Source organism: uncultured Methanobrevibacter sp. (genome assembly GCF_934746965.1).
Classification (GTDB): domain Archaea; phylum Methanobacteriota; class Methanobacteria; order Methanobacteriales; family Methanobacteriaceae; genus Methanocatella.
In genome coordinates, this window is sequence record NZ_CAKVFS010000002.1 from 94,749 (window position 1) to 108,312 (window position 13,564).

13 protein-coding genes are annotated in these 13,564 nt (G+C 28.5%); 2 read left to right on the top strand and 11 right to left on the bottom strand.

Annotated features, from left to right (window positions below; translation table 11 throughout):
• Nucleotides 1-100: 100 nt before the first annotated feature.
• From Q0984_RS01780 to tes, 5 genes are read right to left on the bottom strand one after another with little or no spacing between them, the layout of a single operon-like run.
• A complete protein-coding gene (locus Q0984_RS01780; RefSeq protein ID WP_299522662.1) occupies nt 101-1,381 on the bottom strand; it encodes a tRNA (N(6)-L-threonylcarbamoyladenosine(37)-C(2))-methylthiotransferase in 1,281 nt (426 codons plus the stop codon).
• A gap of 5 nt (nt 1,382-1,386) precedes the next feature.
• Entirely contained in the window at nt 1,387-2,013 is a 627-nt protein-coding gene (locus Q0984_RS01785) for an HVO_0476 family zinc finger protein (RefSeq protein ID WP_299522665.1), read from the bottom strand.
• A gap of 25 nt (nt 2,014-2,038) precedes the next feature.
• Nucleotides 2,039-2,518 (bottom strand): homoaconitase small subunit, encoded by a 480-nt coding sequence (gene hacB / locus Q0984_RS01790; RefSeq protein WP_299522668.1) that lies wholly within the window; start codon nt 2,516-2,518, stop codon nt 2,039-2,041.
• A 9-nt stretch (nt 2,519-2,527) separates the two neighbouring features.
• Nucleotides 2,528-3,517 (bottom strand): beta-ribofuranosylaminobenzene 5'-phosphate synthase, encoded by a 990-nt coding sequence (locus Q0984_RS01795; protein ID WP_299522671.1) that lies wholly within the window; start codon nt 3,515-3,517, stop codon nt 2,528-2,530.
• A 12-nt stretch (nt 3,518-3,529) separates the two neighbouring features.
• The gene (gene tes, locus Q0984_RS01800; RefSeq protein ID WP_299523103.1) at nt 3,530-5,023 is read right to left on the bottom strand and encodes a tetraether lipid synthase Tes; all 1,494 of its coding nucleotides are present in this window, start codon (nt 5,021-5,023) and stop codon (nt 3,530-3,532) included.
• 175 nt (nt 5,024-5,198) lie between these two features.
• On the opposite strand from tes, the gene Q0984_RS01805 reads away from it, so the two are divergent.
• A complete protein-coding gene (locus tag Q0984_RS01805; protein ID WP_299522674.1) occupies nt 5,199-5,765 on the top strand; it encodes a CDP-2,3-bis-(O-geranylgeranyl)-sn-glycerol synthase in 567 nt (188 codons plus the stop codon).
• A 19-nt stretch (nt 5,766-5,784) separates the two neighbouring features.
• Here the strand turns inward: Q0984_RS01805 and Q0984_RS01810 are convergent, their stop codons facing one another.
• Genes Q0984_RS01810 through wecB form a run of 3 tightly spaced genes read right to left on the bottom strand, consistent with a single transcriptional unit; the run spans nt 5,785 to nt 9,210 of the window.
• Complete coding sequence (locus Q0984_RS01810; RefSeq protein WP_299522677.1) at nt 5,785-6,807, bottom strand: hydantoinase/oxoprolinase family protein; 1,023 nt, start codon at nt 6,805-6,807, stop codon at nt 5,785-5,787.
• 2 nt (nt 6,808-6,809) lie between these two features.
• Nucleotides 6,810-7,904 carry an ATP-grasp domain-containing protein gene (locus Q0984_RS01815; RefSeq protein ID WP_299522680.1) on the bottom strand — a complete coding sequence of 365 codons (1,095 nt, stop codon included), beginning with the start codon at nt 7,902-7,904 and terminating at the stop codon, nt 6,810-6,812.
• A complete protein-coding gene (wecB, locus tag Q0984_RS01820) occupies nt 7,888-9,210 on the bottom strand; it encodes a non-hydrolyzing UDP-N-acetylglucosamine 2-epimerase (RefSeq protein WP_299522683.1) in 1,323 nt (440 codons plus the stop codon). The genes Q0984_RS01815 and wecB overlap by 17 nt, the downstream gene beginning before the upstream one ends.
• A gap of 97 nt (nt 9,211-9,307) precedes the next feature.
• Between wecB and Q0984_RS01825 the strand changes: the two genes are divergently transcribed.
• Entirely contained in the window at nt 9,308-9,556 is a 249-nt protein-coding gene (locus tag Q0984_RS01825; RefSeq protein WP_299522686.1) for a hypothetical protein, read from the top strand.
• A 45-nt stretch (nt 9,557-9,601) separates the two neighbouring features.
• Here the strand turns inward: Q0984_RS01825 and truA are convergent, their stop codons facing one another.
• From truA to Q0984_RS01840, 3 genes are all read right to left on the bottom strand, one after another.
• Nucleotides 9,602-10,468 (bottom strand): tRNA pseudouridine(38-40) synthase TruA, encoded by an 867-nt coding sequence (truA, locus tag Q0984_RS01830; protein WP_299522689.1) that lies wholly within the window; start codon nt 10,466-10,468, stop codon nt 9,602-9,604.
• Nucleotides 10,469-10,531: 63 nt separating this feature from the next.
• Nucleotides 10,532-12,796, bottom strand: coding sequence for an ABC transporter permease (locus tag Q0984_RS01835; protein WP_299522692.1), 2,265 nt, complete (start codon nt 12,794-12,796; stop codon nt 10,532-10,534).
• 4 nt (nt 12,797-12,800) lie between these two features.
• Nucleotides 12,801-13,505, bottom strand: a complete 705-nt coding sequence (locus Q0984_RS01840; protein ID WP_299522695.1) for an ABC transporter ATP-binding protein — start codon at nt 13,503-13,505, stop codon at nt 12,801-12,803.
• Between the last annotated feature and the right edge of the window lie 59 nt (nt 13,506-13,564).

The following is a 13,564-nucleotide window of genomic DNA, read 5'->3' on the forward strand; positions in this document are numbered from 1 at the left end:
ACCTAATATGAAATAATTTAGTAAAATGAAAAATTTAAAATAAAAAGTTAATCATTGAAGAAAAAAAATAAGAAATAGTAGAAAAATAAACCATAAAAAATTATTTTGATAAAACATCCCCTTTAAGATAAGTAGCAGTTGCATCTGTGATTTTAACTTTAATGAAATCACCTAATTTAACATTATCCACAATAACTGGAATATATGAATCTGTTTTAGCTATAAACCCGCCTTTAGAACCAATTTCAACAACAACTGCATTTTGTAAAGAACCAACTAATTCTTTATTTTCTTCTTCAGTAATTTCCATCTTAATTTTAGACAAATTTTTAGATCTTTTTTTCATGACATCATGAGGAATTTCCTTAAAAGAAGAGGAAATTGCACCTTTTCTGTGTTGATACTTTGATAAGTGAATTAAACTTGGTTTTATATTTTTAAGCAAATCAACAGTTAACTCAAAATCTTCATCAGTTTCAGTTGGATAACCTACAATAATATCAACTGCTAAAGTCAAATCTGGAATTTCTTGTTTAAATTTTTTAATGATATCAAGATATTGGTCTAAAGTATGACCCCTTCTCATTTCAGATAACACTTTATTACTTCCTGTTTGGATAGGCAAATGAATAAAATCATATACCTTTGGATGTTTAATCGCATCAATTATTTCATCAACACTATTTAAAATGTTTTTAGGATGCATCATCCCTACACGAACACGGAAATCTCCCTCTAAATTAGCCACTTCTTTAATTAAATCAGATAATTTTTCACCACTATCATATCCAAAAGCTGCAGTATCTTGAGCAGTAAGTTGAATTTCAACTGCCCCATCATCAATAGCTTTCTTAGCTTCAGCAACTATATCTTTAATTGGATAACTATTTAATGGCCCTCTTGCAAAACGAGTACAACAAAAAGTACATGCTCCTAAACAACCTTCAGCTATTTGAATTATATGAATTAAAGAACCATCAGAAACCTTAGGAACACCAACTTTACTATCTTTTGAAAATCCAGACTCTCTAATAACATTACCACAATAAGTTCCATTAACTACATCAGCTGTTTTATTAAGTTGATGTGGTCCAATCCAACTACAGTTAGGTGCTACTTTCTCTAACTTTTCAGGATCAATTTCAACCATACACCCACTTACAATAATTTTTTTATCAGGAAATTCATTTTGTAATTGCTGAATTTTATAAACTACTTTATTTTCAGTTGGTAGCTTTACATAACAAGTATTTACAATAATAACATCTGCCTTTTCAGGAGTATCTACTAAATCAATTTGATTCTCTTGTAAAACTCCACCCATTATCTGTGCATCTGCCTTATTAAATGTACACCCATATGTATCAATATATACTTTCATGAAACTTACTCACTTAATGTTTTCTTAACAATATCTTTAGTTAAATCATAATCAAAATTATTAAATTTAACTGGTTTTCCATAAACTCTTTTAATTACTTCAGCTCTAGCAAATCCAGAAGTAATTTTACGTTCTTGTGTTTTAATAACATGTATTCTAACAATATGTTTATCAATTTTAACAATATCTTCAGTAGATATTTGGAAATCTCTATCTAAATCTAACTTATAAGAATCCACTTCCCCATGTAAATCAACAGAAAACCCAATACGTGCAGGAATTTCAACTGAATTAGCCCAAATCGTAACAATATCCTCAACTAATGCTTTTTTAACACGTTTATTTTTAACTTCAATACTAGTTATTTCAACTTGACCTTCCTCAGTAAGTAAAGTATCCCCAACAACTAATTCATCATTTGGAGATAATTCAATAAATGTTTTTATAGATTCTCCTTGTTTTGAAATAATAACCCTATACATTTGAGGTTTTTTAGATGAAACAACATTTTTAAAAACATATCCACAATCTACACATTTCAACAAATATTCTTCCATAATCTTCTTTTTAGATGATTTCTGCTTTGAATTTATAACTTCAAAATCATCCGAACCACAAATTGGACACTCCATTATTAATGCCTCCGAAAAATAAAAATTATTGTTTTAGATAATGGTTAACAAGTCCATCATCTTCTAAAATATCTAACATGAATTCTTTAAAAGGTGCAAAAGTAACTGATTCATTAGTAGTTTCATTAATCAAAATTCCTTTAGACAAATCAATACTTATAATATCCCCATCTTCTGCTTGAATATCACAAGCTATTACAGGTAATCCTATATTAATTGCATTTCTATAGAAAATTCTAGCAAAAGATTTAGCAACAATAGCATCAACTCCTGCAGTTTTAATTGCTAATGGGGCTTGTTCTCTTGATGAACCACAACCAAAATTTTCATCAGCTACAATTATATCTCCTTTTTTAACATTTTTTGTAAAATCTGGACGTTCTCCTTCAAGTACATGATCAGCTAAGTCTTGAGGATTAAATGTTCTCAAATATCTTCCCGGAATAATTACATCAGTATCAATATTTTCACCAAAAGTCCAGGTTTTTCCTTTAATAATATCCATAACTATCACTTATTTTTGGATTTCATGACCATAATTTTGTGCTTTAGTTGTAAGAACTATGCCATCATCCCCAACATACTCCTTAATTTCTTCAACTATATGCTTATTGTTCTTATCAAATACTGAATAAACTGTAGGTCCAAAAGAACTCATACCTACACCATAAGCTCCAACTTCCCTCATTTTATTCATTAAATTTTTAATTTGATTAGACTGAAGTGAAACTTCAATGCTTTTAAAACCTCTTTTTTGAATTTCATCAATTGAATGACCAAATGCTGGTAAATTTTTTTCAAGTAAAAATGGAATTAAATTCATGAAAATAATATGGGAAGTTTGTTCCACCTCATTTTTAGGAACTGGACAATATTCCTGAAATATATTCACTTCTTTTTGTCCACTAACTGTGTTTTTAGAGTTAAGGATAACTAATAAAATTTCCCAATCCTCTGGAAAATCATAATGAGCTAATAATTGAGGTGGTTTAGCTACTGAAGCAGAAGATGGTAAAAATGATGATTTTGCTTTTAAACTATGCCCACCATCTACAATAAATCCTCCAAAATCAAAGGAGAATACACCTATTCCAGAAGTTCCTCCACGTCCAATAATTTCTCCTAAAGAATAACCATTAGAATAAACACCCATATGTTCAGCTATAAGTTTTCCTGTAGATAAACCCATTTGAGTTCCAGAACCTAATCCAGAATGTGGAAGATATGCTTTATCAACTCTAAAATAAAATCCTTCATCAAAATCAAAATGATTAATCACTTTTTGTGCAGCTGAAGTTATTTTAGATTCACATTCTTTACGAATTAAATCACTGAATTGAGCATCCTCATTAAAATCTACAGTAACACCTTTCTCTGCAGGTTCACCATATAATATAAAGTTAGGGTCTTTAATTGTAAGACCTATTCCCCCATCAATTCTTCCATAAGATCCATTCATATCAATTAAAGTTAAATGAAGTCTTGAAGGTGATTTAATAATCATATCTCCAGTCCCTCATTTTTTATCCTTTAATGGTGTTGAAAATTCTTCTTCCACTCCTTCACGATACATTGAATTCATAGTACAAAATGGAATAATTCTACCGTCAGGAGTTGCATAATGAATAACACATTTTTTAACTCTATCTTCATCAAAATTAAATGGATCCATGAAATGCATACATGAAATAAGCATTGCATCTTTTGAAAATTCACCTAAAGCATTATAAGATCTTTTAGTGAAAACATTTAGTAATATCCGTTTAATATCTAAATCATTAGGTGTTTTACTGCTATCAAGTAACTTAGGAAGATGTTTTGCAGCACTAGCTTCAACTCTCTTCTTAATTCCAAATCCACCTTTTTCAAGTTTTTCAGAATATTCATTTAACAAGTCAAATAATCCTTCAACATCAATGAATTTAGTAATTGGAATTAAATTATTTAATTCATCTTCACCTCCAGTTTCTTCCATGAAAACATAAGTAGCTATTCCACAATGTTGATTACAATTTAAAGTAACTCCAGGAGCTTCTCCTTCAAGAGCTCCAATGAAACGTGCCACTGGTTCTACAGAAGACGGTGGATAAAAGTCATCTGGTGTTACATGACCATGAGTTTGTTTAGAAACTTCATTAACAAAATCTGGAATAGTTATTCTTTGTTCTTCAACTTGATCAGCTGGAGTTCTACCTGCAAATGAAACAGGTTGGAAATTAACACCATAAATATTTTCCCTATGATCAAATGCAAATTTAATAATATCTCCAATTTGTTGATCATTAACACCTTTAATTAAAGTTGGAACAAGCACTACTCCAAGACCTGCTTTTCTACAGTTTTCAATAGCTTGAATTTTTTGAGGAAGTAAATCTTTACCCCTATTATTAATATATGGTTCTGGAGTTACTCCATCAAAAGCTAAATATACTGTATTTAAACCAGCATCTTTTAATTCTTTTGCAAAATTTTCTTTTCTAGCTAACCTTAATCCATTAGTAGCTATTTGAACATGAGTAAAACCTTCTTCTTTAGCCATAGCTACAAGTTCAACTAAATCTTTCCTAACAGTAGGTTCTCCACCAGCATATTGTACAGCTAAAGTTGGATGAGGTTTTAAGTTTCTTAAGTTTCTTAACATTTCCCTAATTTCATCTTGTGTTGGTTCATATAAACGTCCAGAAGCCGCAGCATTTGCAAAACAAACAGGACATCTTAAGTTACATCTATTAGTAACATCGATTAAACCTAAAACAGTAGATGTTTCATGATCTTCACAAAGACCACAATTATTAGGACAATTTCCGAATTTTTCTACACAAGGGTTTTCAACTGAAGTTATTGTAGGTTCAAATTTATTAACCCTTTTATAAAGCTTATCATCACTCCAATATGTGTTTACAAACTCACCATGTTCATCACAAGTTTTTTTAATCCAGATTTTACCATTTTCATCATAAACTTCTGCATCAAGTGGTTTGAAACAAATTGGACACAAACTTTTTGTCATTTTTATTCTCACAAAATCACCATTTTACTAATAATTAATAAACTACTAGCAATTTATTACATAATATAACTATATTATCTCAATTTAATATTTAAAGTTAATTAATGTTTTTAACATTAAATATAAAAGATACCACATACAAAAATAGAATTTAATAAAAAATTGAGGAACAGACATGGTTGATAATACACAAATATTTATAATGGCATGTATTACCATATTATACTTTATATTACCTGCTTATGCGTCAAATGGTTCTGCATTAATATTTGGAGGAGGTCTCCCTCTAGATTTCAAAAAAACAGATAAAAAGGGTAACCCTTGGATAGGTAATGGGGTTACATGGAAAGGATTAATTGGAGGAACAATTGTAGGAACTCTTGTTGGAATGATTCAAGGTCTAATTGGACCATACATACTTGAAAACTTTGGAGAATTTATTTACACTCCAATATGCACAAATTTAGTAGAAGGTATATTAATCGGATTTTTACTTGGATTTGGTGCAATGGTGGGGGATGCAATAGGAAGTTTTTTAAAAAGAAGAATAGGACTTAAAAGAGGAAAACCAGCGCCTATTTTAGATCAAATTGATTTCCTAATTGTTGCATTATTATTTAGTTCATTAGTAGTAAACTTTTCTATAACTTTTGTTATCATAGCTATCGTATTAACATTAATTATACATGTAGTAGCAAATACTATAGCCTATTTAATAGGAATAAAAGATGTATGGTATTAAACCACACATTAACTTTTTTTTAACTTAAATATTTATTCATCATCACAGCAGTACCTACAGCAGGTGCAACAACACATTCATCATCAGTTAAAATAGTATCCATAGATTTAACTTTTAATCCTAAAAGTTCAGCTGCTTTTTTATCTAAAATATCTTTTCCAAGACCAGTAGTTACAATTAAATCTAAATTTTGAGTTTCATGAACTTGTTTTAATCCATCGGCAATTTGTTCCACTTGTTTTTGATGAACAAATTTTGCAATATCAATAATTTCATCTTTATTTAAAGAATCTAAATCAGCACACAATACTCTAGCTATTCTTTTCATACAACTTTCTTTAGATTTATTTTCACCATCAAAAGTATCACAAACATAATCATCCAAAGTTATTAAATCTAAAACCATGTAAATATCTGCAGTTTGTGCAAATAACTCTGAAGCTACTCTATATTCTTTTCCATTTAACTGAACTTTATCTAAAAAACTAGCTAAATTTGTTCTTAAAGTTCCAGTGTAAACTAATTCACCAGTGGCTAATCTTTCAAAATCAGATTTACCAATAGCACATTCTTTACCATTTTTAATTGGAATAATATCAGTTGTAGTACTTCCAGTATCTATAAAAATACAATTATCACTTATTAAAGTAGCTATTTGAGCAGTAGCTATCCAATTAGCAGCAGCTGCTTTTAAAGGAGTTTTTTCAATTTCTTCTTTTGATAACATTCCATCAATTCCCACATAAGCTACAGGACATGAAAAAGTATCTTCACATTTTTTAACAACATCTAAAACCCCATCTTTTTTTGTATCATATGCATCTACTAATTCTGCAGTCATAGAAATTCCTACAGCATCAATTTCATCTATAGGACATATATTTTCAATTAATTCAATTAAAACTTTTGATAATGCATCATTACTACTCCACATTGGAAGATAAGCAAAATCCACTTCTATATTTTTAATTTCACCATTTTCAAAATCAATAACTGCTAAATCTGTATTTGCACCACCAATATCAAAACCTGCTACTTTCATAATTAAATACTCCTAATTACTAAATTATCCCTAGATTTTTTAAATTCAACATTACCTTCTAAAGATATTTTTTCTTTTAAATCACCAATACTTATATTTCCATCAATTAAATCAATAATAGATGATCCAATATTAATATTTGCTATTTTTTTAAGACCCACGTAAGGAGTTGTAAATCTAGAATTAATCTCTAAAACATAAACGTCATTTACATCTTTTTCATTACTAATTAATAAATCTACACCAACAAATCCTTTTAAACCTTCAATAGATTCTACTGCTTTAATAGCTGTTTTAAAAGCTAAATCTTTAAATTCTGTTTCGAAAGGAATTTGTCCACCTAAATAAGTCCCATTATCATTATTTAAATTTATAAACTGCCTATTTAAACTTATTGGAATTGCAGTTTCACCATCACAAAGTAAACTAACACTAATATCTACCCCATCAATGAATTCCTGAACCAAAATTCTAGAATCTGGAGGATATATTTCTTCCAAATCATAATTTAAATCATTAATATTATTAATTATTTTAATATCTTCACAATCCACACCTACAAGAGGTTTGATAATAAGTTTTAAATCATCTAATGGATTTTCAGCATGCCATTTTTTATAAAGATTTTCCAAAGCTCTTTTCCAATACCCTACAGAATCTATTTTTAGTTTAAAACTCTTAGGTTGTGGAATAATCTTATATAACATCTCATATGAAATAAATTTATCAGAAGAACTTAAACATGCATCTGAAGATGAATTATAAATTTTTACCTTGTTTTCTTCCAATATTTTTGTAATATTGTATAAATTATTATTATTTTCTGCAGCTATGAAAATAGCTCTTCTAAAATTAGCTGCATTTTTTTCAAGCCAATGAATAATATCTTCTTCAATAAATATTGGAGTGACATTATTATAATCTTTTACAACATTTTTATATGATTTATTGAGAACAATTGTCACATTATAATCTTTTAAATCATCTAAAAGTGAAAATATTAAAGCTTCTGCCTCAGAGATAATGCATTTATCTTTTTCACCAGAAGCTGTGAAATATTCAAACAACAAAATAGAATCATCACTGATATATGTCATAACTAATCATCATACCTTTTAAATTTAAATCATCTTCTGGAAATATCATTTCATCACCATCAAAAACCAAATGAACCAATGCATTTTCATCTTTTTCAAAGTTTTCAACGGAAATATCATAATTAACTTTCATCATCCTACGATTAAATGAATGCATTATATTTTCAGGAGATTCTATATTTAATAACCCCTTATCATATGCTTCTTCTATTGCATCAATAGTTTTAGCAGCTGCATCACCATCACCATATGGATTTTCAGCATTTTTCATTTTATTTGCAAATTCAGCATCATTAATAATCTTATTAGCATTATCTAAAATAGATTTCTTATTAGCACCAACTAAAATATTTCCACCAGCACTAACTGTTTCTGGTCTTTCAGTATTATATCTTAAAGTTAAAACTGGAACATCTAACGTGATTGCTTCTTCTTGAAGCCCTCCAGAATCTGTTAAAATTAAACTAGAACATGAAGTTAACACTAAAAAATCCAAATAACCTAACGGTTTAATAATATGAATATGACTTAACTCATTTAATTCTTCAAAAAGACCAAAATTTTCTAAAGTTTTCTTAGTTCTTGGATGAATTGGGAAAACAATATTCATATCAGTTAATTGTTTTAATGCTTCAATAATACTAATTAATCTATCTTTATCATCAACATTTTCTGCTCTATGCATAGTTAATGTTAAAATATTATCCATATCAGCAATATTTAAATTAGCTAATGATTCTTCTTGGATGCCCAATTTTTTAGCTATTTCCAAATGTCTAAAACAAGCATCAACTACAGTATTCCCAGTTATAAATAATTTTTTCCTTGAAATTCCTTCAGCTAAAAGATTAATTGCAGATTCTTTAGTTGGAATAAAATACATGAAAGAACAAGCATCAGCAGCCATCCTATTTAATTCTTCGGGCATTGTAATATCAAATGATCTAAGTCCTGCTTCAACATGCCCCACAGCAATGTGTAATTTAGAAGCAACAAGTGCTCCTGCAAGAACTGCATTTGTATCACCTTGAACAAGAACAATATCTGGTTTTTCATCAAGTAATACTTCTTCAATACCCTGCATCATCAAACCCGTTTGTTTTCCATGAGAACCAGAACCAACATGAATATTATAATCTGGAGATTTAATTTCCAAATCTTTAAAGAAATTATCAGACATCTCTTTATCATAATGTTGACCTGTATGAATAATACAAGAATCTAACCCTCTCTTTTCAATTTCATCAATGATTGGAGCCATTTTAATAATTTCTGGCCTAGTTCCAAGTACAATAGCTATTTTCATTTTTATCGACCTATATAAAAATTAGTTATTATAAATAATAAATGTTATTTATTTAAATAGTAAAAAGTCGCAAGTATACATCAACGAAGGTGTTATTATGACTAACCTTGATAAAAAAACTGAAGAAAAAATACTTGAAATAATTGGAAAATATCATGATGAAGAAGATTATATGTTAAATTATCTCATTACAGATAACATTATAACCTTCTTTTCTAGTATAAATACAGGTAAAATGATTACTGTAGAGGATTTATATAAAATTTCCGGAATATTAAATGCTGAAATTGAAGGAATGCAACTTGTAAATCAAGAATACAGATTTTCATTTAAGTTAGAAAAATAAAATTAGGGATTATAATCCCTTATTCTTCTTTTTTTATCAAAATATTCATTTTCGTAAATCTTCTAAACTTTTTATCATAGATTCTCTTATAGCATATTTCCTTTGTAAATTATCAAGAGAATCAACTAAATTTCTTTTAAAGCGTTCACAGGCATAATCATCATAAACAAATTTAATCCCATCATAAATAATATCCATTAAAATTAAATAATCAGGATCCAACACTTTAATATTAACTCTAGGATCATTTTCTCCAGGATTCAATAATTCTTCAACCATTTCCAAAGACATTTTTCCAATAGCCACATCTACAAAAACACGAACCATTTTACGAACCATATTCCACAAAAAACTTTCACCATAAATATCTATGAATATTGGGGAAATTGTATCATGTAAATTTGGAAATTCCTTTTTATGATAATCATTAAGGTTTCCTTCAGTGATTTTAATATCTGCAATTGTCCTAGTTGTTGTTTTTTGAAATCTTTTAGTAAAATTAGTAAAATTATGAGTTCCTTTAAAAATTTCAGCTACTTCATCTAATTTCTCCAAATCTAAATCCTGCCTAAATAAAATATAACGGTATTGTCTCATTTCAGCATATCTTGGTTTAAAACCAAATCTAACTGGAGCTTTAGCTAATATTTGAATATCATCAGGTAAACTATTATTAATTTCATTAACTTGAACTTCTTTTTCAGATTGGAAACTAATCACATTTCCTAAACTATGTACACCGGCATCTGTCCTACCAGCTATTCGAAATCTAGATTTCTTTAAATCATCGATATAATTAAGTTTACGTAAATGATAAATTAATTCTTCTTCAACAGTTCTTAAATCCGGTTGTCTTTGAAAACCATGGAAATTAGTTCCAATGTAGCCTATTTTTAAAGCTGTTCTTTTCATGATTAATATATTATTATAAAATAATTAAAATAAATTTCTAAAAAAAAATAAAAAAATAAAAGGTTATTCTACGCCTTTTAATGATTCAACCATGTTTAATTTTCTAATTTTTCCTGAAAACATTAAATTAACTAATATGGATAATGAAAATGTTATAAGGAAACTTAATATTAAATTTCCAGGAGTTAATCTTATAGGATAATAAAATGATGCTCCTGCAGAATCCATCATTAATTTCATTAAATAATAACCTAATGGAATTCCCACAATAAATCCAATTGAAGTAAACCACAAATTCTGAGTCAACAATAGTTTTCTCAAATTTGTCGTTTTAAATCCTATGACTTTTAAAGTAGCTATTTCACGTTCAATTTCTGTAAATGACAATAATCCCAAATTATACAATACAACAATAGCTAAAACTGCTGCAAAGAATATTAATAAAAATACCATTGAAACCATTGATTCAGTCATTTCATTCCAATTTGAAATAGCTGTATCCATAGTATTTATTGCTTTAATACCATCATAATCATCATTAACATTTTGAGATGTAACAATACTTGTTGGAACATATTTTAAACCCAAATCTTCAAAATGGTCTGGAGACATTATTAAACCTTGAGATATTGGATCTGCATGAATAGAATCTATTTTGGTAGATATCCATTTATCACTTCCAACAATATGCCATTTAATTGTATCTCCTTTTTCAACATTTAACAATTGAGCCATTTTAGTAGAAATGGACACACCATTATCAGGAATATCTATAGGTTGTCTATCGGTTCCAGTTGGAGTTACCAAATCATTATCATCTAAAATTAATAGCGAACCAGATTGTTTATTCCCATTAGCTTGAATTTCAACAGCTCCTTCCATTAATTGGACACCATCAACTTTATCAGAAATATCATTAATCTGAGTAATTGATCCATTACCAACGATTAATTTAGAAGAATAATGATTAATATCTTCATATTCCCAATCTCTCAAATCATTCATTCCATCATACATTCCAAATGCAGAAACAAGTAAAGCAGTACATCCTGCAACACCTACAATTGTCATTAATGCCCTTGTTTTATTTCTTTTTGCATCCCTATAATTCCAACGTGCATTGAAACTAAATTTCTTCCAAATTTTTGATTTTTCTAAAAGTCCAGAAGCTGAAACTTTTGGAGATTTTGGTCTAATTGAATTTGCTGGATTTTCTTTAGAAATACTTCTTGTTGCCCAATAAGAAGCTATTAATGATACTCCAACTATTATTGCTGCAACAATTACAAAATTAATACTATATCCAAATTTCCACTCAGGTAACGTATAAACACTTTGCATTGAATTTAAAAACAACCTAGGAATTGTTATTGGACCAAGTATTAATCCTACAATACTTCCTGCAAGAACTAACCAAAATCCATATGAAATATAATGCAACATTATAGTTCTATCTTTAAAACCTAAAGCCTTTAAAACTCCAATTTGAGTTCTTTGATGATTAATTATTCTAGTCATTGTAGTTAATAAAGTCAAAACTGCAATTAATATAAATACTACTGGGAAAATATCTCCCATCATTTTATGTTGATCCATTTCTTCATTAAACTGAGAAACACTCTGATGATCTGCTTGTTTTACAAAAGAACTATAATTTCCACCAATAGCTGAATCTAAGTCCTGAACATAATCATTTGGATTTCCATTAAAATCAACTAATAACACATTATACTTTATTTGTGTTGGAAATGCATTATAAGACAAATAAGCATAACCTGTTTTATTAAAATCAGGAATAATTGATGCATCTGAAGAAGTATAAACATTTTCAGGAGAATAACCTAAACCTCTAATTTCTTTGTTAATTGTTACTCCATTAACAGAAAATGAAATATTATCTCCAACACTTAAATTTTTAGCATCTGCGAAACGTTTATCCAACCATACACCATTATCATCATTAATATCTACATTTTTTCCTTTAAGAACATAAAATTTAGAAATGTCATTTTTCTCTACAAAATGCAGAGTCACATCAGGATCATTGTTAAAATCAGCTACAGCATTAACAACAAGTTGCCTTTCGCTAGATTTTGTTGCACTTATATTATTAACATTATCTACAGTAGAATTATCTAAATGAGCACTATAAATCCACCCATCAGCCAAATTTGTAGAATTATAAAAATCATTAGCACTTTGTTCAAAACCAGTGTATTCTCCACCAATTCCTGCGAAAACAAATACTCCTAAAAAAGCCATTAAAAAGATTGAAAGAAATTGAGTTTTATGATTTTTAATATCTCTAAACATCTTTTTAGACAACATAAAATCACCATTCCAATTCAGATACTTTTTTAGGATTTTCATTGATTGTTACACTTTCAATATTGCCATTTTTAATTCTCATAACTTTATCTGCAGCTTGAGCAAGTATTGCATTATGTGTAACAATAACAACAGTAGAATTATTATTAACACTCATATCTTGAAGTAAACTTAAAATAGATACCCCAGTCTTAGAGTCTAATGCTCCAGTTGGTTCATCACATAAAAGAATAGCTGGTTTTTTAGCAACAGCTCTTGCTATTGAAACTCTTTGTTGTTCTCCACCAGATAATTGAGAAGGAAATTGATTAGCATGTTTAGCTAAACCAACAGAATCTAAAACTTTAATTCCATCAATATCAACATCGACTATATCTTTCATAAGTTCAACATTTTCAAGAGCAGTCAAATTAGGAATTAAATTATAAAACTGAAATATAAATCCAACATTCTTAGCTCTATATTGAGTTAATTGATTATCATTAAAATTTTCAATATTGTTTCCATCAACAATAATCTTACCACTAGTAATAGTATCTAAACCACCTAAAAGGTTTAAAAGTGTTGATTTTCCAGCTCCAGATGGACCTAAAATAACAACAAATTCACCTTCTTTAATAGTAAAATTAACATGATCAATAGCTTTTAAGATGTGCTCTCCAGCTTTATATTCCTTAACCACATCTTCAAATTTTACAATATCACTCATATTAAATCACTCAATAAAATATTAACTAAAATATTATATAAATATTTAGTTAAACCTAA

Coding starts and splice junctions, on each gene's coding strand:
- Q0984_RS01840 (WP_299522695.1), bottom strand. CDS start 13,505: ATGAGTGATATTGTAAAATTTGAAGATGTGGTTAAGGAATATAAAGCT.
- Q0984_RS01795 (WP_299522671.1), bottom strand. CDS start 3,517: ATGATTATTAAATCACCTTCAAGACTTCATTTAACTTTAATTGATATG.
- Q0984_RS01825 (WP_299522686.1), top strand. CDS start 9,308: ATGACTAACCTTGATAAAAAAACTGAAGAAAAAATACTTGAAATAATT.
- hacB (WP_299522668.1), bottom strand. CDS start 2,518: ATGGATATTATTAAAGGAAAAACCTGGACTTTTGGTGAAAATATTGAT.
- wecB (WP_299522683.1), bottom strand. CDS start 9,210: ATGAAAATAGCTATTGTACTTGGAACTAGGCCAGAAATTATTAAAATG.
- truA (WP_299522689.1), bottom strand. CDS start 10,468: ATGAAAAGAACAGCTTTAAAAATAGGCTACATTGGAACTAATTTCCAT.
- Q0984_RS01835 (WP_299522692.1), bottom strand. CDS start 12,796: ATGTTGTCTAAAAAGATGTTTAGAGATATTAAAAATCATAAAACTCAA.
- tes (WP_299523103.1), bottom strand. CDS start 5,023: ATGACAAAAAGTTTGTGTCCAATTTGTTTCAAACCACTTGATGCAGAA.
- Q0984_RS01780 (WP_299522662.1), bottom strand. CDS start 1,381: ATGAAAGTATATATTGATACATATGGGTGTACATTTAATAAGGCAGAT.
- Q0984_RS01810 (WP_299522677.1), bottom strand. CDS start 6,807: ATGAAAGTAGCAGGTTTTGATATTGGTGGTGCAAATACAGATTTAGCA.
- Q0984_RS01805 (WP_299522674.1), top strand. CDS start 5,199: ATGGTTGATAATACACAAATATTTATAATGGCATGTATTACCATATTA.
- Q0984_RS01815 (WP_299522680.1), bottom strand. CDS start 7,904: ATGACATATATCAGTGATGATTCTATTTTGTTGTTTGAATATTTCACA.
- Q0984_RS01785 (WP_299522665.1), bottom strand. CDS start 2,013: ATGGAGTGTCCAATTTGTGGTTCGGATGATTTTGAAGTTATAAATTCA.